Annotated in this window: 16 protein-coding genes; 13 read left to right on the forward strand and 3 right to left on the reverse strand. The window is 57.5% G+C overall.

Annotated elements, in window-relative coordinates; translation table 11 throughout:
• Positions 1-16: 16 nt before the first annotated feature.
• The 6 genes from ACSEXW_RS09030 (at position 17) to ACSEXW_RS09055 (ending at position 5,917) form a co-directional block, all read left to right on the forward strand.
• On the forward strand, positions 17-2,284 hold the full coding sequence (locus tag ACSEXW_RS09030) for a hypothetical protein (RefSeq protein ID WP_438445798.1): 2,268 nt from the start codon (positions 17-19) through the stop codon (positions 2,282-2,284).
• Complete coding sequence (locus ACSEXW_RS09035) at positions 2,277-2,963, forward strand: TadE/TadG family type IV pilus assembly protein (protein WP_438445799.1); 687 nt, start codon at positions 2,277-2,279, stop codon at positions 2,961-2,963. The genes ACSEXW_RS09030 and ACSEXW_RS09035 overlap by 8 nt, the downstream gene beginning before the upstream one ends.
• Positions 2,956-3,471, forward strand: a complete 516-nt coding sequence (locus tag ACSEXW_RS09040; RefSeq protein WP_438445800.1) for an A24 family peptidase — start codon at positions 2,956-2,958, stop codon at positions 3,469-3,471. The genes ACSEXW_RS09035 and ACSEXW_RS09040 overlap by 8 nt, the downstream gene beginning before the upstream one ends.
• Positions 3,472-3,486: 15 nt before the next feature.
• Positions 3,487-5,094 carry a DUF6382 and FHA domain-containing protein gene (locus ACSEXW_RS09045; RefSeq protein WP_438445801.1) on the forward strand — a complete coding sequence of 536 codons (1,608 nt, stop codon included), beginning with the start codon at positions 3,487-3,489 and terminating at the stop codon, positions 5,092-5,094.
• An 84-nt stretch (positions 5,095-5,178) separates the two neighbouring features.
• Complete coding sequence (locus ACSEXW_RS09050) at positions 5,179-5,466, forward strand: Dabb family protein (RefSeq protein ID WP_438445802.1); 288 nt, start codon at positions 5,179-5,181, stop codon at positions 5,464-5,466.
• A gap of 178 nt (positions 5,467-5,644) precedes the next feature.
• Positions 5,645-5,917 (forward strand): hypothetical protein, encoded by a 273-nt coding sequence (locus tag ACSEXW_RS09055; RefSeq protein ID WP_438445803.1) that lies wholly within the window; start codon positions 5,645-5,647, stop codon positions 5,915-5,917.
• 251 nt (positions 5,918-6,168) lie between these two features.
• On the opposite strand, the gene ACSEXW_RS09060 is transcribed toward ACSEXW_RS09055, so the two are convergent.
• Positions 6,169-6,501 carry an ASCH domain-containing protein gene (locus ACSEXW_RS09060; RefSeq protein ID WP_438445804.1) on the reverse strand — a complete coding sequence of 111 codons (333 nt, stop codon included), beginning with the start codon at positions 6,499-6,501 and terminating at the stop codon, positions 6,169-6,171.
• Positions 6,502-6,627: 126 nt separating this feature from the next.
• On the opposite strand from ACSEXW_RS09060, the gene ACSEXW_RS09065 reads away from it, so the two are divergent.
• Together ACSEXW_RS09065 and ACSEXW_RS09070 are read left to right on the forward strand one after the other, a co-directional pair.
• Positions 6,628-7,680: a M42 family metallopeptidase gene (locus ACSEXW_RS09065; RefSeq protein ID WP_438445805.1), complete on the forward strand. Its 1,053-nt coding sequence runs from the start codon at positions 6,628-6,630 to the stop codon at positions 7,678-7,680.
• A gap of 23 nt (positions 7,681-7,703) precedes the next feature.
• Entirely contained in the window at positions 7,704-9,668 is a 1,965-nt protein-coding gene (locus tag ACSEXW_RS09070) for an ABC-F family ATP-binding cassette domain-containing protein (RefSeq protein ID WP_438445806.1), read from the forward strand.
• A gap of 91 nt (positions 9,669-9,759) precedes the next feature.
• Here ACSEXW_RS09070 and ACSEXW_RS09075 read toward each other — a convergent pair whose 3' ends face one another.
• Positions 9,760-10,785: a cytochrome d ubiquinol oxidase subunit II gene (locus ACSEXW_RS09075; protein ID WP_438445807.1), complete on the reverse strand. Its 1,026-nt coding sequence runs from the start codon at positions 10,783-10,785 to the stop codon at positions 9,760-9,762.
• Between the two features lie 3 nt (positions 10,786-10,788).
• On the reverse strand, positions 10,789-12,153 hold the full coding sequence (locus ACSEXW_RS09080; RefSeq protein WP_438445808.1) for a cytochrome ubiquinol oxidase subunit I: 1,365 nt from the start codon (positions 12,151-12,153) through the stop codon (positions 10,789-10,791).
• Positions 12,154-12,302: 149 nt separating this feature from the next.
• Between ACSEXW_RS09080 and ACSEXW_RS09085 the strand changes: the two genes are divergently transcribed.
• From ACSEXW_RS09085 to ACSEXW_RS09105, 5 genes are all read left to right on the forward strand, one after another.
• Entirely contained in the window at positions 12,303-13,922 is a 1,620-nt protein-coding gene (locus ACSEXW_RS09085) for an ABC-F family ATP-binding cassette domain-containing protein (protein WP_438445809.1), read from the forward strand.
• Between the two features lie 28 nt (positions 13,923-13,950).
• Positions 13,951-14,529, forward strand: a complete 579-nt coding sequence (locus ACSEXW_RS09090) for a hypothetical protein (RefSeq protein ID WP_438445810.1) — start codon at positions 13,951-13,953, stop codon at positions 14,527-14,529.
• Between the two features lie 254 nt (positions 14,530-14,783).
• Positions 14,784-15,737 carry a carbohydrate ABC transporter permease gene (locus ACSEXW_RS09095; protein WP_438445811.1) on the forward strand — a complete coding sequence of 318 codons (954 nt, stop codon included), beginning with the start codon at positions 14,784-14,786 and terminating at the stop codon, positions 15,735-15,737.
• Complete coding sequence (locus ACSEXW_RS09100) at positions 15,734-16,567, forward strand: carbohydrate ABC transporter permease (RefSeq protein ID WP_438445812.1); 834 nt, start codon at positions 15,734-15,736, stop codon at positions 16,565-16,567. Before ACSEXW_RS09095 ends, ACSEXW_RS09100 begins: the two co-directional genes overlap by 4 nt.
• 105 nt (positions 16,568-16,672) lie before the next feature.
• Positions 16,673-18,061, forward strand: a complete 1,389-nt coding sequence (locus tag ACSEXW_RS09105; RefSeq protein WP_438445813.1) for an ABC transporter substrate-binding protein — start codon at positions 16,673-16,675, stop codon at positions 18,059-18,061.
• Positions 18,062-18,165 lie beyond the last annotated feature (104 nt).

The raw sequence follows: 18,165 nt of genomic DNA on the forward strand, positions 1-18,165 counted from the left end.
GATGGGGTGGAAACGTATGAGAAGGTTTATATGCGGTACGCGGGGGTCGGTCTCCGTCTATTTGATCGTGGTGCTGGTGCCGATCTTTCTGGTTCAGGCCCTATTCGTAGATTTGATCCGGATTCGTGCGGCAGCAAGGGAAAGTGAAATCGCGATGAAAGACGGACTGCGATCCGTCATGTCCCGTTATGATCTGAAGCTGGCAGACTACGGGCTGTTCGGGCTTCGATGGGAGGAGGAATCCAGCCGCAAGCTTTTCCTCGAAGTCGCGGAGCGCGTTCTGACTCCCCTAGAGGGGAAGGGCTTGCACTATACGGACCCTAAGCTTGCGAAGGAGCTGGCGTCGCTCCATCCGGTATACACCTTGGCGAATCCGGCGGTATTCGAACGACAGATCGCTCAGGAGATGAAAGTGAAGGCACCGGTGGAGTTTTTAACGGAGCTGGCGGACAAGTTCAGCAAGACCGGTGCAGCAGAGTCGTATGGAAAAGGCGCCGATTATTACGAAGGAGCTGCAAAGCTGGAGGCGTTATATTGGAAAAGGGAAGAGGCGTTGGACGAGGCGTGGAGTGCTGCTCAGGATTTGATTCAATCGGGTCAATCCGGTACCGCGGCGGCTCAAGCCGCCTTGAACCGTCTTCAGGAGCTGGCAGGACGAATCGGGATGCGTACGGCGGATGAGATCCGTCAAGAACTGGCTGTGACGGAGGAAGGCATTCGGGACTTGGTTCGGCAATCGGAGTCCTTGGAGAGCGCCATGAACTCCGTTCAGATGTCCATGGCGGCGCTCAGTATGGTGCCCGGAGTCGGCATCGCTCAATTACAAGGGCTGCAAGAGAACTTGAGCCATTTGTCCGCTTCGCTTTCTTCCGTGCAGAGTGAACTACGGCAGCTGAATGAACGGAAGGATAAGCTGGTTCGTTTATTGGAGGATATTGCCGAGTATACGGCATTATTCGCATCCGCCAAGGCGGCGATTCGGATCAAATCAGAGGTCATTTCGGTACGGCGAAGTAAAGTCGAGGAATCACTTAAGGAAGCCATGGCGGCAGAGCAGGAATGGCGCAAGGAATGGGATAGCCTCTCCACCCGCACAGGTATGGGTCAATCGGTACGCAAAGAGGGGAATCCGTATGCCTCCGGATATCCCGATAGCTTCTACGATGCCTATCGTACCGGGGCGGCAACGATTGCAGCAGCGTTCCAGGGGTTGGAAAGCCGCTGGAACGACGTGGAATGGTGGAATACCGCAAGATGGGAAGGACTTCTCAGGGACGTGGAAACTCTGAATAATCAGCTTCGAAGCTATGATTCCACGAGACGGCAGCAGGAGAACGAACGGAGCGGACGCAATTCCGAGCTGAAGAAGAAATCGGACGAGTACAAGGGCAAAGTGGCCTCCGTAATGGGGAATGTGAAGCAATCCATGGGAGGATGTGCAATGGGTGCCGATGCTGGCCAAGAGCTCTATACCCGGCTTGTCGGGAAGGAGGGACTGGAGAAGAAATACAGGGCGTACCACAATTTGCCGCAGCCGACAGGTACGGAGTTCTCCATGCCGGGGGAAACGGACAGTGCCATTGGCAGAGGGATGGGGCTTATGGACCGTCTGAAGGAATCGGCGAACGGTCTAAAAGATGAACTGCTGCTCAACGAGTACGTATTGGACAAGTTCAATTATAGAACCCGCACGGAAGCGGTAGGTGGCGCCGAACCCAAGTCGCGTCCCGCCGGTCATCCGCTTCGTCAGCAAGAGGCAGAATATGCCCTTTACGGGTTCGGATCCTGCGCCGGAAATATCGGTGCAGCTTACGGTGAGCTGTTCCTGTTTCTCTTTGCGATCCGTACGGTTGAGGCATGGATGGAGCCGGGCACACAGGCGATGGAAGTCGGAACACCTCTCTTATCCGTTCTCGCCGCTGCAGCCAAGGGAGCGGTTCGCGCCGCGGAGGATGTCAAACGGTTGGCGGAAGGCGGAAGTGTCAGCCTGTTCTCCAATTTCAAGGCTTTCGAGGTTACGTACAAGGATTGTCTCAGGCTCTTTTTCCTGCTGCATCCCAACCACAACTCGGTAATGGCGCGGACACAGGCCCTCGTAGAGCTGAATACCGGAACGGACTTGGTACAGACGACTACTTACGTGCAGGGAAGCATGACCACCAGCGTCAAGCTGTGGTTCGTCCCCGGAATCCTAGCCAAGTTGAATGGTGCAACCGGGTTGGGCTGCGAGGCTAGCGGAAACAGGTGCACGATCCGGAAGACGGCGGTGTATTCCTATGATTAAGAAGAAGCCTCGTATCCGTTTCATGCGCGGGTCGCACGGATCCATGACGGTGGAAGCCGCCATTATTTTGCCTGGCGTGATGGGTTTGGTCCTATTCATGGTCGGCTTGATCCAATGGGCCTCCGCCGAGATCGCCCTCCGCTCCGCTTTGGATGAAACCGGGAAAAGCGTCGCCTCCTATTGGATGCCGATGCGGATAGTCTACGGCGAGGCAAAAGAAAAAATCGGAGGAACCCGGGCGGGAGCATGGACTCAGAGCGCCTGGAGCCGATTGGAAGAGGTTCGTAGCCGTTGGACGGAATCGGAGGATTGGCTTCAGCAGTATGAGGCCCTGCTCCCGGAGCCGGTCGGCCGGATACTGGAATGGGAAACTCATGCCAGAGCCTCATGGGAGGACGCAGCTCTTGAAACGGCAGACCGGGCGATTCATAGGATTACGGATCCGTTGTTGTGTGCCGCGTTCGATCCGATCCTGAAGCATTACGCTAATGGGATGTTCCTAAAGAAGGAGAACCTTCATGTAGAGGAGGTACGGCTGCCTTCTCTGGTACCAGGAGGAGACCCATATGTAGAACTGATTGCAAGCTATGAGTGGAGGCTTCCGGTTCCTTTACTGAACCGGACCTTCCTGATGAAGAAAAAAACATACGAGCGTGCTTGGGTGGGTGCAGATGGATAGACATTGGTGGATCATGACGGTATTAATCGGCTTGGCTGCATATACAGACCTAAAAGATTACCGCATTCCCAACCTGCTGACCTTGGCGGGAACGGGGATCGGTTTGGCTGTGGGCGGAATGAATGGAGCGTCAGGAATCGGTTCATCGGCGGCGGGCTTCGCCGCGGGGTTCGGGCTTATGCTCGTCCTGCACCTGACCGGGGCATTGGGGGCAGGGGACGTGAAGCTGTTCGGCGCCATCGGAGCGGTCGGTGGAGCGGGAGCGGTCTTCTCGATCGCCATGTATTCCGTGCTGTTCGCCGGCTTGATCGGCATCGTGATTTTGGCGGCTAAGGGATTGTTAAGAGATAGAGGAAAGGATCTCTTCTTCCGCTTGTTCCGGCTGATATGCCTGAAGCAAACCGATGCGGTACGAAGTCTTAGAAGCCGGAAGGATCTGCTCCGGTTCCCCTTCATGCTGGCGGTGGTTCCCGGATTCTTCGCTTCCCTGCTGGAAGCTATGGGATGAAGGAGGGATGAAAAGATGAATCGCAGCTACGGCTTGAGCTGTATAGAAGAGTCCCGGCAAGGAAGGTATTGGGTGGTTCGGGGAGACGAAGCGGGTCCGTTGACTGGTGAGATGCTGTCACGCTTGGATGTACGGATGATGGAGAAATCAGGCTTATCGCGGCTCCTAGCATTGGAGGTGGAAACCGTCAATATGGAGGTTGCCTTATGGTACAAGCTACCCTTGGGTACGCCAGCCCACCAATTCATCCGAAACGGAAACCATGGGCTTCGAACCGTTCTGGAGCTGCTCTTATCCATTGTCCGGATATTGGAGGACAGCCGGGCGAATATGCTGGATGAAAACAAATATGCGCTGCATCCGGCATGGATTCTCGTAGGGCGGGATACGGAAGAGGTGCACCTCATGTATCTGCCTCTTCAGAGCGTTCCTTATAAGCGGTCGCTTCGTCAAGAAATCTATCAATTGACGCTTCAGCTGATGGAGGAGGCGCAAGCAGCCCCGGAGGAGTGTCCGGTGCTTCTGGATTGTCTGAAAAGCTCTTTGTTCGAGCTGCCGGAGTTCGGACGTCTCCTAGTAGGCTGCATTGCGGAGTCCATCGGCAGGCAAACGTCCGATATTACGGATGGAGATCTCATCCGGCCTCCCGGGTATCGTCGGTTAACAGACGGATCTGTATATGGCCGCCCAAGTATCTGTCGAACAGATGAGCATGCTGCTGAATATACCAGATATTCCCATACTGCAGCCGGAGAACAAGCGGCTGGATCATGGCCGTTCGATAGAGACCAGACCGCCAAGAGAGCTGCAGCCTTCGGTTCCAAAGAGGGACCCGAAAAGGATTGGAGCTCGGATGGAGATACCCTGCGCTTTCAGCCGAGGGGGTGGACGAATGGAACGGGCTTCCGGATCCTGCTCCTTCTACTGGCTGCGGTGTGGGGCATGGTGGCATGGAAGCCTACCTATCTGACGGCAGGAGTCGGAGCCGGAGTGACCGCGATCAGTGCAGCAGGCTACGTGTTATGGGGACGCAGGAGCGCGGCGGGTTCCATGGAAGACCTGCAGGAGCTTGATTCATGGGAGGCCGTGGAATGGGCGGAAGAGAAGGGAGCGGAGGGAGCATCCAACAAAGCCGGTTCCCGGCTGTCCGATGCCCCTTTAGAGGATCACCGTCAAGCGCCGGCTAACGGACGCACCTTCGAATGGTCCGACGGGAAACTCTATGCGGACACACCCGCCAAGACGGTGTTTTTGCTTGAGCCGCAGGAGACGGCTCAACTCCCAGCCGACACCGTGCTGCTTCAGCCCTTGGCTTCGTTGGAGTATCATTTTAACGGCATCTCTGCTACGATAGAGCTTCGCCAAGACACGTACCTGTTCGGCCGATGCCCGGAGGAAGCGGATTGGCTGGCGGAAGACACCGGTATCTCCCGGAAGCATGGCGTCTTCAGACGGAAGGTAACCGATTGGACGGTAACGGATCTGGGCTCCAAGAATGGAACCAGGCTAAACGGCGAGCTCCTCGTATCCCATCGGGAATATCCGCTCCAGGATGGAGACCGGGTTAAGGCCGCTGAGTCGGAATTCATTTTCCGGCTAATGGACGATACGGCAAGAAGGTAAACTCTACGGTACCGCAGGATGAAGTCGGAAACTATATGCGCTATAATGAGCTATGGACATCAAAACCTATGTGGAGGTATCCCCATGCTGCGCCATGTCGTTTTCTTCAAGCTTAAGAACCCGACCCCGGAGGTTCTGCAAGAAACCAAGAATGTACTCTTGGGCATGAAGGGGAAGATCCCCGAGATCTTGGATATCGAGGTGGGCATCGACGTAGTCCGTTCCGAACGTTCCTATGATGTAGCCCTTATCACCACCTTCGAATCCTTGGAGGCTATGAACGCCTACCAAGTGAATCCGGTCCATGTGGAAGTCGGCAAGTACATTGCCGGTGTAAGGGAGTCAGCCTTTGCGGTTGACTTCGAGGTCTAAGATCGGACGATGGAAGCGTACAAACTTTTGTTTGTACGTTTTTTCTTTTTGTAACGATTCTACAAACAGTTGACGTAGGGCTTGGCAATTTGTTATATTGTGTTTATAATACTTAGTAAACGATAAAGTTTATAAATTAGAGAAAGCGTCACGGAACCTTGAAGGAGTGTGAGCGACCATGGCTTCTGCGAAAAGAACGAAAATTCGCGAGGATGTGCTTCAAGAGCTGTATTCCTTTCATCTGATGGAAAAAGGCCGGAAGGCTATGATCCCGAAGACCTGGGAGGAAATGAACCCGGAGAAATTTTTTGCCTTGGAATACTTGGCCGAGAACCGGCTGATCCGTTTCCAATCCGAAGGCACGCATTATATGGCCAAAATCACGGCACAAGGAATCGCTGCCTTGAAGAAGAAGAAGCAGGCTGCTGCGCCGGTACAAGCGATCAGCTAATTGCAACACCTAACACCAAAAACCTATAGCCGGCTGTTTCACGTGAAGCTTCCGGTACGACTGACAAGAATCCAATCCGGCCCCGCGTGCCCGGTTCCTGCAGCACAGGACCCGCAATCGGTCAGGACGCCGTTCCATATAGGGAGCTTGCCAAACCGGCGATGGGACAATCTTACTTCCAAGATGACCCTCATGTACAAAGAAAACCGTGCACCGCATATGCGGACTGCACGGTTTTGTTCATAATCCGGCTAATCGAGAGGGCGGAACTCGTGGACCCAGACCTTGGCGGACGGAATCCAGGGCATTCCCTTATGCATGCCTAGAATATAGCTCTTGTACGCTTCCAATGACGGGAACCCTTCGGAGCGGGCATGCTCCTCCGTCAGCTCACCTAAAGTCTGCTGGTATACGCGGGTCACTTCGAATCGTCGGCCCTGCAGCTCGAGGATTTCGCCCGGATCGGCATAGCGGCCGTTGCGCCGGGTGGAGGTTTTGGTGCCGTTCAGGACGCGCTGCACATCCTCTTCCACGGTGATCATTCTGTCGATAGAGCAGGTTTTGGGAGCCAGTTCTTGGGTCATGGCGGACGCCTCCTTCCATAGATTCGTACATCGGCAAGTAGGAATTCAACATGAACTATTGTACAATAAGGTTGGTCTTTTCACCAAATATGCCGAAGATGAAAGATGAAAGGCGGAGCTGCCGCTATGGAACAAACTTATAAGAACCGGATTAATCAAGCGTACGTGTTGGAGCTGTTGCAGGAGCTCTTGGCCACCCCCAGTCCGACGGGGTACTGCGCCGATATATTGAACAAAGTGGAAGCACGCGCCTCCGCGCTCGGATGCAAGACGGAGCGGACGCCGAAGATGGCCTGCATCATCACCCTTCAGGGCCGAACCGATGCTCCGTCTATTGGCTTGTCCGCCCATGTGGATACGCTGGGTGCTATGGTTCGCTCCATTAAGCCCAACGGCACGCTTCGGATGACCCCTCTGGGCGGTTATGCGATGAGCTCTATCGAAGGCGAATACTGTACGGTCCATAAGCGAGATGGAGGTACGGTAACGGGGACTATCCTGACCACCCATCCATCGGTTCACGTCTACTCGGACGTCCGGGATCAGAAGCGGGAGGAAGCCAACCTGGAGGTCCGTCTGGACGCGCCGGTCAAGGCCAAGGGCGATACGGAAGCTATGGGCATCCGCAACGGCGATATCATCTCCTTCGATCCGAGAACGGTTCTGACGGACAGCGGACACATCAAGTCCAGGCATCTGGACGATAAAGCCGGCGTAGCCTGCCTGTTCGGTCTGTTGGAGCTCTTGACCCATAATGGCATTCAGCCGGAACGGACCTTGAAGCTGATCGTGACCTCCTACGAGGAGGTCGGGCATGGAGCCGCTTATCTGCCGGCAGACATCAACGAGCTGATCGCCGTCGACATGGGCGCCATGGGGGACGATCTCAGCTGCACCGAGTCGGATGTCTCCATCTGCGCGAAGGATTCCTCTGGCCCTTATGACTATGAGATGACCGGCAAGCTGATCCGGCTGGCGGAGCGGGACGGATTGAGCCACGCCGTGGACATCTATCCGAACTACGGCTCAGATGCGTCAGCCGCTCTACGGGGAGGCAACAACATCCGGGCGGCCCTGATCGGCCCTGGGGTCCATGCGTCCCATTCCATGGAACGCACCCACCGGGAAGCGCTCTGGAACACGATTGCTCTGCTGGCGGCCTACGTGACGGAAGCTTGAACGAAGAAGGAGCTTAAGCGAACATGAATGTATTATCGGTAGAGCATCTGACCAAAACCTACGGCGCCAAGGTGCTGTTCGACGATATTTCCTTTACGGTGGCCGAGAAGCAGCGGATCGGACTCATTGGAGTCAATGGAACGGGCAAATCCACGCTGCTCCGGGTGTTGGCCGGACTAGACACGCCGGATTCGGGCACCATTACACGGTCCAATGATTTTCGAATTGCGTATCTGGACCAATCCCCGGACTTCACCGAGGAGATCAAGGTACTCGAATACATCTTCGCCGGGGAGCATCCGGTACTCGCGGCGATCCGGGACTACGGAGCCGCTCTTGCGGAGCTGGAAGCGGATCCTGCGAATGAGAAGAAGCAGTCCCGGCTGTTCGCAGCCCAGCAGCGGATGGACGCCGTCCAGGCCTGGGAGGCGGACACGCAGGCGAAGACCATTCTGTCCCGCCTTGGCATACGGGACTTCGACAAGCCGATCCGGGAGCTGTCCGGGGGTCAGAAGAAACGAGTGGCGCTGGCGGCGGCTTTGATCCATCCGGCGGACCTCTTGATCCTGGACGAGCCCACCAACCATATCGACAACGAAACAGCGGAGTGGCTGGAGGGGCAGCTGGCCAAGTACAAGGGAGCGATTCTGCTGGTGACCCACGACCGGTATTTCCTGGACCGGGTCACGAACCGGATCTTCGAGCTGTACCGCGGCAAAATCTACCCGTACGAAGGCAACTATGCCGTCTACCTGGAGAAAAAAGCGGAGCGCGAGGAGATGCAGGCCGCCTCCGAGGATAAGCGTAGAAATCTGCTGCGACGCGAGCTGGAATGGCTGAGGCGGGGGGCCAAAGCCCGTACCACGAAGCAAAAAGCCCGGATACAGCGGGCCGAAGAGCTGCAGGCCCAGAAGCCGGACCAGCCCCTCGATACCTTCGAGATGAATGTAACGGCCAGCCGGCTCGGCAAGAAGGTGCTGGAGCTGGAGGGCGTCACGAAGAGCTATGGGGACAGGATCTTGATCCGCGACTTCAGCTATCTGGTGCTGCCGCGGGACCGCATCGGCATCATAGGCCCGAACGGAAGCGGGAAGACCACCTTGCTCCGCATGCTGTCCGGACGTCTTCAGCCCGACAGTGGAACTATCGACACCGGAACCACGGTGAAGCTGGCTTATTACACGCAGGAAAACGAGGATCTGGACCCGAATAAGAGAGTTCTGGAGTATATCCGGGAGGCGGCTGAAACCATCAAGCTGGAGGACGGCGTGACCGTAACCGCCTCGCAGATGCTGGAGCGCTTCATGTTCCCGCAGGAGCAGCAGTGGACTTATATCGCCAAGCTGTCCGGTGGGGAGAAGCGCCGGCTGTACCTGCTCCGGACGTTGATGGGGGAGCCCAACGTCCTGCTTTTGGACGAACCCACCAATGATCTGGACATCCAGACCTTGACCATCCTGGAGGACTACCTGGAGCACTTCCCGGGCACCGTCATCACGGTCTCCCATGACCGGTATTTCCTGGACCGGGTGGCGGAAAAGCTCTTCGCTTTCGAGGGCGGCGGTCAGGTGAGACAATATCTGGGCAGCTATTCCGATTACCTGGAGGAGTCCTCCCGCAAGGCGGAGGAGGATTCGGCCGTGCCGCAGCAGAGAACAGCGGCTGCAGCAGGCCGCGGGCCAGCCGCAGCCATGGGGAACGCTCAGTCAGTGCCGGACAGCAAGAGCGAGGACCGCAACGCCAACCGTCCCCGCAAGCTCTCCTACAAGGAGCAGAAGGAATGGGATGAGATCGAAGGCCGGATCGCCGGACTGGAGGCCGACCTTGAGCGGATCGTGCAAGGCTTGGTCGAGCATGCTTCCGATTCCGCGAAGGTACAGGAGCTCTATGCGCTTCAGCAAGCCAAGGAGGAGGAGCTCGATGTCGCCATGACCCGGTGGGCGGAGCTGTCGGAGCTTGTGGAGGCGTTGGAGAAGGACAAGCGGTAAGTTCGGTGCTTCGTCCGTATGAATAGGGTTAACATGGAGGGACCCGCGCAGGCGGGTCCCTTTTCTTCGAGAGGGCTCACTCGAGGTCCTCTCATGTCTGCTTCAGGTACCGCTTGTCCTTCATGAAGAGCCGCCAGAACCAGACGAAGAGCGGCACCAAGAAGGCAATGCCAACCGCATAACCTGCCGCCAGCGAGCGGAACATCGCCGGATTGGTGAAGCCCTCGTATACCGTGAAATCCGGGTACACGATATAGGGCATGTGGGCGGAACCGTAGGCGAAGCTGGCCAAGGCATACTGGACCACTATGCACAGGACACTGACCCGGGGCCGTCCCTGGCGGCCGTCTTGGCCTTTCCACCACAGGGCGGAATAGCCGACGGCGAATGCGGCCAGTGACAGACCGAACCATACCGCCTGCTCCCGGATGCCCCGGACGATCCACTGGGCCTCCGGCGCCATGGTGAAGGTGGTTAGAACCGCCGCGCAGATGGCCGTCGGTCCCAGAGTCACGGCCGCCCGCCGATAGACTGCATAGGCCGACCGGTCCTCCGCCTCCACCGAATAATCCGCCAACAGGAGAGCGGACAGGAACAGCTCCGTCGCCAGGCCGAAGAAGAGATGGGCGTAAGTGGTAGGGGTGGAGAACAGCCTTCCGAGATGCAGCACGGGATAGCCGTTGATCTGGTCCACGAAGCCACCTAAAGTGATGGGAAGCACCACCACCAGAAGACCCGGGATCAGAAGTCCGGTAATGCCGGATACGATGGTGAGCAGACGGCCGTATTTGGACGCGGAGTAGGCATAGATCATGAAGGTGCTGCGGACGGTCAAGAGAAACAGCACCAGGGACACCGGCACCAGAAGAATGGCTCCCAGCACCCAAGTGGCTTTGGGAAAGAAGCCCACCAATGCCACCACGAGGAGCACGAGAAAGACATTCGTCACCTTCCACGTGGGGGAGAGAAACCGATTAGCCAGCACGCCGGCCGTCGTATCCTTCCGTTCACCGTACACCATGGCCCAGAAGCCGGCGCCGAAGTCGACGGAGCCCACGATGGAATAGACGAAGAGGAAGACCCACAGGATTGTTATGGCCCATTGCGCCTCGTTCATCGCCTAGACCTCCCGGAGGCGGATGAAGCCGCCGGATGGTTCGTGTTCGTCAGGCTCCTCGAAGGTGACCGGATGCCGCTGGAAGTAGAAGCGCAGCACCAGCACAGTGACGACCGAGAGAAACACGTACAGAGCCACGAACAACACAAACAGAAACAGCAGATTCCCGGAACGAATGGCCGCATCGGCCGTCCGCTGAATATGGTAGATGGTCCAGGGCTGGCGTCCCGTGCAGCTGAAGATCCATCCGGCTTCGATGCCGACCATGGAGAGGGGGCCGGTAACGGTCAAGGCCATGAGAAGCCAGCGGGGCAGCGCTTTTTTCCATAGATAACGGTAAATTAGGCACAAGAAGGTGAGGCCCATGAGAGTCATGCCGATGGCCACCATGAGATTGAAGAGGGTATGGATGTAGAGAGGCGGCCAAGTGTCACGCGGAAAATCGTTCAACCCCCGCACAACGCCGTCAAACCGGTTGGTGGCGAGGAAGCTCAGCATGGAGGGCAGCTCAATGGCACCATGGATACGCTGCGCGGCCTCATCCACGCTTCCGAAGATGGCCAAAGGGGCATGTGGACCGGTCTCGAACAGCCCTTCGGCCGCCGCCAGCTTCTCTGGATTATGGTGATGGAGCATCTGGGCCGTGGCATGGCCGTTCACCGCCGTCATCACCGACATCAAACCGCCCAGAGTGAGGCTAATCACCAAGCTCTTGCGGTGATAGGAGAGTTCCCGCTCCGTCCGCCGATTGGCCGTCAGCAGCTTGTACGCTCCGATGGACACTAGGAAGAAGGCCGCGGTCATCAGCGCGGACAGCACAACATGGGTGGCGGTCACGACGAAGCTGGGATTCCAGACGGCGTCCCATTGGTTCACATCCGTCACCTGGCCGTTGACGATCCGAAAGCCGTCCGGCGTGTTCATCCACGCGTGGGCATCCGTAATCAGCACCCCGGAGCCGACGGCGCCGATGGCCACGAAGACGACGCTGACGATTCGCAGCATAGGATGAAGACGGTCCGCCGCGTATACGTAGATGGACATGAACAAGGCCTCCAGGAAGAAGGCAAAGATCTCTACCTGGAAGGGCAGAGCGATCACTTGTCCGACAATCTCCATGAAGCCGGGCCACAGCACCGAGATCAGAACGCCCACGATGGTGCCTGACGGAATGGCGACGCCGAGAATGACGGCGAAGCCCCGGGTCCAGCGCTGCGCCAGCTTTCGAAGATCCCGGTCCTTGCGGATATAAGACAGCACCTCGGCCGCAACGATCATCACGGGCAGACCGACGCCTAAGGTAGCGAAGATGATATGGAAGGCCATTGAGATTCCAAACAGCGAACGGGCTATTACCACACTGTCCATATTGGAAGAATCCTCCTTCAATTCCATGCTGATAAGTAACTTTTGAAAAACAGCCTGCTTTTATTCAATCCCACCCGGTTTTATGGTACAATTAACTTTCGGATGTATTTATGCATCAATTAAATGGAAAAAAGGCGGTTAACGAACGAATGATAAATGTTAGCAACGTATCGCTGCGGTATGGAAGCCGCGCGCTGTTCGATGAAGTCAATATCAAGTTCACCCCCGGCAACTGCTACGGCCTGATCGGCGCCAACGGAGCAGGCAAGTCCACGTTCCTTAAGATTCTGTCCGGTGAAGTGGAGCCTTCCACCGGCGAGGTCAGCATCAACCCCAACGAGCGTATGGCCGTATTGAAGCAGAACCACTACGAATACGACGAATTCCCGGTGCTGCAGACCGTTATTATGGGCCATGCGAAGCTGTTCCAGATCATGGAGGAGAAGAACGCCATCTACATGAAGGCCGATTTCTCCGACGAAGACGGCATGCGCGCCGCCGAGCTGGAAGGCGAATTCGCCGAGCTGAACGGTTGGGAAGCGGAGTCCGACGCCGCCAACCTTCTTACAGGATTGGGAATTACCAAGGATAAGCACGATCTCCTGATGAAGGATCTGGAGGGCAACGAGAAGGTTCGCGTTCTGTTGGCCCAGGCCTTGTTCGGCAACCCGAACATCCTGCTGCTTGACGAGCCGACGAACCACTTGAACCTGGAGTCCATCAACTGGCTGGAGAACTTCCTGGCGAAGTTCGACGGCACCGTCATCGTGGTATCCCATGACCGTCACTTCCTGAACCAGGTTTGTACCCATATCGCTGACATTGATTTCGGCAAAATCCAGATGTACGTCGGCAACTATGACTTCTGGTACGAGTCCAGCCAATTGGCCCTGAAGCTGATGCAGGACAAGAACAAGAAGACGGAGGAGAAGCGCAAGGAGCTGGAGGAGTTCATCCGCCGGTTCAGCGCCAACGCTTCCAAGTCCAAGCAGGCCACTTCCCGGAAGAAGCAGCTGGAGAAGCTGACCCTGGAAGACCTCCGTCCGTCCAACCGGAAGTACCCGTACTGCCACTTCAAGCCGGAGCGCGAAGCCGGCAAGCAGCTTCTGACCGTGGAAGGCCTGACCAAGACCGTCGGCGACGAGCTGGTCTTGAACAACGTCAGCTTCACGATCAACAAGGGCGACAAGATCGCCTTCGTCGGCCCCTACGGCTTGGCCAAGACCACTCTGTTCCAGATCGTCATGGGCGAGCTGGAAGCCGATGCCGGCACCTACAGCTGGGGGGTCACCACCTCCCAGGCGTACTTCCCGAAGGATAACTCCGCCTACTTCGACGGCTGCGATCTGACGCTGGTCGACTGGCTGCGCCAATATTCCAAGGAGCAGGACGAAGGGTTCATCCGCGGCTTCCTGGGCCGCATGCTCTTCTCCGGCGAAGAAGCCACGAAGAAGGCCAACGTGCTCTCCGGTGGCGAGAAGGTACGCTGTATGCTTGCCCGCATGATGCTGCAGGCGGCCAACGTCCTGATCCTCGACGAGCCGACGAACCACTTGGACCTGGAGTCCATCACCGCCTTGAACAACGGCTTGATCGACTTCGACGGCACGATGCTGTTCGTATCCCATGACCATCAATTCATCCAGACCATCGCCAATCGGATCATCGAGATTACGCCGAACGGCATGATCGACCGGATGATGACCACCTACGACGATTATCTGGAGAATGCCGACGTGAAGCGGCTGCGCGAGGAGCTCTACAAGTAACCTTCAACCCAGGAGGGAGGGACGGACGGTGTTCGATCCCACGGTGTACGAGAACCTGAAGGTGGTGCTGGAGGGAGCGGTGTACGACCTGGATCTGGCCGGCTCCATCCGGATAACAGAACGGGAGGATCTGGTGAACCTGGCCACCATGTCCCGGACCTACCGGCTGGTCTTCGAGCTGGCGGAGCGGGTGACGGGGCAGGGGAACAGCCATCCGGCGGAAGAACCTGCTCCTGCAGCCACAATAGCCGCCGAAGTCACCCTTGCAACGGAGCTGGCTGACCTTGCCTCGGAGATTCTGGAGCTGGAAGACCGGACTCCCGGCTGCTCGCTGGACGTAACCTTCCGGATGAGACTCGCGGATGGCGGCACAGTGGAGTCGGCCTGCGCCCGTATCGAAGAGACGATTCGCCGGGTATGGGGAGGCCGGTTCGCCATCCGGCAGACGCTAATCTCCGAGTACGGCAGCCCGGAGCCGCCGGAGAACCGGATCCGGATTCTGTTCGGCCGCCGGTTCGGAGAGGAAGTGGCGGAGGATTTTTCCCGCATAGTCGATCACACGGTGCTCAGCTTGGAAGAGCTTGCGCGCCTCCATATCCATCCATAATGACGCTGTTCGGCCCATAAGCCGGACGGCGTTTTTTTTTGTTGATCGCAGATATGTAAAGCTCATATGTGGACGCTGCCTCCTCCTTCATCCCGGCTTCAAGAAAGGACGCCGGATCATGGCGGATGCTGTCGGATAACCGGAAGATTCTATGAAGGACAAGCGGAAAACGAACAATTCCTTCAAACGGGGATGACAACGGCATAACACTGGCCCGCTATACTGATGCTCGTTGAGATAAGGAGGGCTGGCCGATGAGTCAGTTGGAGAGAGAGCTCTTGACCGTACGTCCCCGGTTGAGAACGATGGCGCACAGCCGGAGAAGATTCTTCGGCACAGCATGGAAGGAGCAGCTTCTGGGATACGGGTTTCTGGCGCCATCCCTGGTATTGTTCGGCATTTTCCTGTTTTATCCGTTGGCCAAGTCCGTGTACCTGAGCCTGTACCTGACAGATCCGAGGGGGCGAATTGCCGCCTTCGCAGGGTTCGATAATTACATGGAGCTGCTGCGCTCCGGGGCGTTCTATGACAGCCTGAAGGTTACCGGCCTGTTCACACTCTATACGGTTCCGACGGTCATCGTGTGGGGCCTCCTGCTGGCGGCGTTGACCCACAGCCGTACCCGCGGCATGCGGTTCATGCAGCTTCTGTTCTCCATGCCGGTGGCGCTGTCCGTTGGCACAGCCTCCGTCATGTGGATGATGATGTTCCATCCTACGGCGGGCATGTGGAACGCCATCCTCGAGGGCATCGGCCTGCCGCCCGTCCATTGGCTGACGGACCCCAAGTGGGCGCTGGCGTCCGTCTCCATCATGACCGTATGGATGAATATCGGCTTTACGTACATCGTCTTGCTGAGCGGGTTGAAAGGGATCCCCGAGGAGCTCTACGACAGCGCCAAAATCGACGGGGCCGGTCCCATCCGGAGCTTCCTCCGAATCTCGCTCCCGCTGCTGTCTCCGACGGTCTTCTTCGTCGGCATCGTGTCCGTCATCGGAGCGGTTCAATCCTTCGGCCAGGTCCACATCCTGACGAAGGGCGGCCCCATGCACCATACCGACGTGGTCGTCTATTCCATCTACCAGGAGGCCTTCATCAACTATCGGTTCGGCACTGGAAGCGCTCGAGCGTTGGTGCTGTTCGCCATCGTGCTGCTCCTGACCGTGATCCAGTACCGCTTCTTCGAGAGGAAGGTGCATTATCAATGAGCCGATCAGCAGCCTCTTACGGCGGACAGCTTCTGCGCTGGCTGCTGCTCCTTCCGATGGCGGTCTTCGTGGTGTATCCCGTCTGGTTTACGGTGACAGCGTCCTTCTACACCCCGTCGGAGACATCGAGCTTCCCGCCGCCTCTGTTGCCGGGCGGCTTCTACTGGGGCAACTTCGCGGAGGTGCTGCGGATGGTGCCGGTGGTCAGGTTCATCTCCAACAGCTTCTTCATCGCCTCCGTCATCACAGCCGGACAGCTGGTCATCGCCAGCATGGCAGCTTATGCTTTCTCCCATCTGAGATTCGCCGGCAAACGGCTGTGGTTCGCCCTGTTCCTGTCCACGATGATGATCCCTTGGGAGGTCACCATCATCCCGAATTACTTGACCATCAAGGCGTGGGGCTGGATGGATACGTATCAGGGGCTGACCATCCCCTTTATGGCTTCGGCCTTCGGCACGTTCCTGCTGCGGCAGTTCTTCCTGCAGCTGCCCGGCGAGCTCTTCGAGGCGGCGAAAATGGACGGCTGCGGCCCGGTCCGGTGCTTCGTCCGGATGGTGCTGCCCCTGTCGCGTCCGGCTCTGGCCACCCTGGGCGTGTATGCCTTCCTGCAAGCGTGGAACATGTATCTATGGCCGCTCCTGATGACCAACCGGGAGACGATGCGAACCGTACAGATCGGCATCAGCATGCTGCAATTCGAGGAATTCACCTCCTGGAATCTGGTGCTGGCCTGCGTCACGCTGGTGCTGCTGCCGTCGGTTCTCCTGCTGGCCGTTGGGCTCAAGCAGCTGGTCAGCGGAATCACCGCGGGGGCGCTGAAGGGATAGTCCTGATTGGAAGGCATCCGTTAGAACAGGCCGGTTCGCCGGACGTTCAAGTTCAAACGGTTGACCATATGCAATACCATAGAGATCAAGGGAGAGATGAGAGACATGAGCAGATGGACCAAAGGACTGGCCTTGGCGCTGGCATCGGGCTTGACCCTGACTGCGGCGGCATGCGGGGAGAAGGAGGAGAACACCGCAGGCGCAGCCACGGCGTCTCCCAGCGCAGCGGCAGGCCAAGTGAAGGAAAGTGCGGCACCCAAGGAGCCGGTGAAGGTGGTCTGGTGGCACTCCATGAGCGGAGAACTGGGCAAGGCAGTGGACAAGCTGGTGGCCAATTTCAATGCCCAGAGCAAGAACGTCCAGGTCGAGGCCGTCTTCCAGGGAACCTACGACGAAAGTCTGAACAAGATGAAGGCCTCCATGGACTCCAAGTCCGGTCCCGCCATGATCCAGGTCTACGAGATCGGCAGCCGCTTCATGATTGATTCCAAGGCTGTCGCTCCGATCCAGAGCTTCATCGATGCCGAGAAGTTCGATACGTCGTACTGGGAGTCCAACATCCTGAACTATTACACCATCGACGGGAAGCTGTATTCCATGCCGTTCAATACGTCCAACCCGATTCTCTACTACAACAAGGACCTCTTCAAGGCCGCTGGCCTGGATCCGGAAAAAGCCCCGGCCACCTTCGAGGACGTGGCCGCCGCTGCGGAGAAGCTGACGAAGAACGGCACCTCCGGCGCCTCCTTCGCCATCTACGGCTGGTTCATGGAACAGCTCTTCGCCAATCAAGGGGCGGAATACGTCAATAACGGCAACGGCCGTACAAGCCCGGCCACCGAATCGCTGGTGAATGCGGAAGCCGGTGTGAAGGCCTTGACCTGGTGGAAGGATATGATTGACAAGAAGACGGCCATCAACCTGGGGCGCAAGACCGACGATACCAAAAAAGCATTCGCCGCCGGGCAGATCGCCATGATGCTGGATTCCACCGCATCGCTCCGGGGCATTGTCAGCGGCGCCGAAGGGAAGTTCGCTGTGGGCACGGGCTATCTGCCCAAGCCGAAGGATGCTGCAGAAGGCGGCGTTATCGTCGGCGGAGCCAGCAACTACATTTTGAACAACCGTCCGGAGGCGGAACAGAAGGGGGCTTGGGAGTTCATCAAGTATTTGACCACCCCCGAGGTGCAGGCGGAATGGCATATCAATACCGGTTATTTCCCGATCACCACCAAGGCGTATGACCAGCAATCCGTAAAGGACAACATGGTCAAGTACCCGCAGTTCAAAACGGCGGTGGATCAGCTTCATTCGACCAAGGCCAGCAAATCGACCCAAGGCGCGGTTATGGGAGTCTTCCCGGAGGCCCGCCAGGTGGTCGAGAACGCCATCGAAGAGGCGCTGAACGGCAAGAAGGCACCGAAGGAAGCCTTGGACGGTGCAGCCAAGGAGATTACCTCCAAGATCGCCGCCTACAACAAAACGGTGAAATAAAGCGGTCGCGTTCGTGACCGCATCGGAGCCTTCCGGTCCTCGGCCGGAGGGCTTCGTCATTTACGGGGACCGGGCGGTTTTGGTACTATAGGATGAACGAAGGT

It is taken from the genome of Oryzibacillus soli, assembly GCF_051594765.1.
Taxonomy (GTDB): Bacteria; Bacillota; Bacilli; order Paenibacillales; family NBRC-103111; genus Paenibacillus_AR.

Bases quoted from the DNA above. Each gene is read 5' to 3' on its own strand.
- ACSEXW_RS09030 (WP_438445798.1), top strand. From the start codon at position 17: ATGAGAAGGTTTATATGCGGTACGCGGGGGTCGGTCTCCGTCTATTTG.
- ACSEXW_RS09035 (WP_438445799.1), top strand. From the start codon at position 2,277: ATGATTAAGAAGAAGCCTCGTATCCGTTTCATGCGCGGGTCGCACGGA.
- ACSEXW_RS09040 (WP_438445800.1), top strand. From the start codon at position 2,956: ATGGATAGACATTGGTGGATCATGACGGTATTAATCGGCTTGGCTGCA.
- ACSEXW_RS09045 (WP_438445801.1), top strand. From the start codon at position 3,487: ATGAATCGCAGCTACGGCTTGAGCTGTATAGAAGAGTCCCGGCAAGGA.
- ACSEXW_RS09050 (WP_438445802.1), top strand. From the start codon at position 5,179: ATGCTGCGCCATGTCGTTTTCTTCAAGCTTAAGAACCCGACCCCGGAG.
- ACSEXW_RS09055 (WP_438445803.1), top strand. From the start codon at position 5,645: ATGGCTTCTGCGAAAAGAACGAAAATTCGCGAGGATGTGCTTCAAGAG.
- ACSEXW_RS09060 (WP_438445804.1), bottom strand. From the start codon at position 6,501: ATGACCCAAGAACTGGCTCCCAAAACCTGCTCTATCGACAGAATGATC.
- ACSEXW_RS09065 (WP_438445805.1), top strand. From the start codon at position 6,628: ATGGAACAAACTTATAAGAACCGGATTAATCAAGCGTACGTGTTGGAG.
- ACSEXW_RS09070 (WP_438445806.1), top strand. From the start codon at position 7,704: ATGAATGTATTATCGGTAGAGCATCTGACCAAAACCTACGGCGCCAAG.
- ACSEXW_RS09075 (WP_438445807.1), bottom strand. From the start codon at position 10,785: ATGAACGAGGCGCAATGGGCCATAACAATCCTGTGGGTCTTCCTCTTC.
- ACSEXW_RS09080 (WP_438445808.1), bottom strand. From the start codon at position 12,153: ATGGACAGTGTGGTAATAGCCCGTTCGCTGTTTGGAATCTCAATGGCC.
- ACSEXW_RS09085 (WP_438445809.1), top strand. From the start codon at position 12,303: ATGATAAATGTTAGCAACGTATCGCTGCGGTATGGAAGCCGCGCGCTG.
- ACSEXW_RS09095 (WP_438445811.1), top strand. From the start codon at position 14,784: ATGAGTCAGTTGGAGAGAGAGCTCTTGACCGTACGTCCCCGGTTGAGA.
- ACSEXW_RS09100 (WP_438445812.1), top strand. From the start codon at position 15,734: ATGAGCCGATCAGCAGCCTCTTACGGCGGACAGCTTCTGCGCTGGCTG.
- ACSEXW_RS09105 (WP_438445813.1), top strand. From the start codon at position 16,673: ATGAGCAGATGGACCAAAGGACTGGCCTTGGCGCTGGCATCGGGCTTG.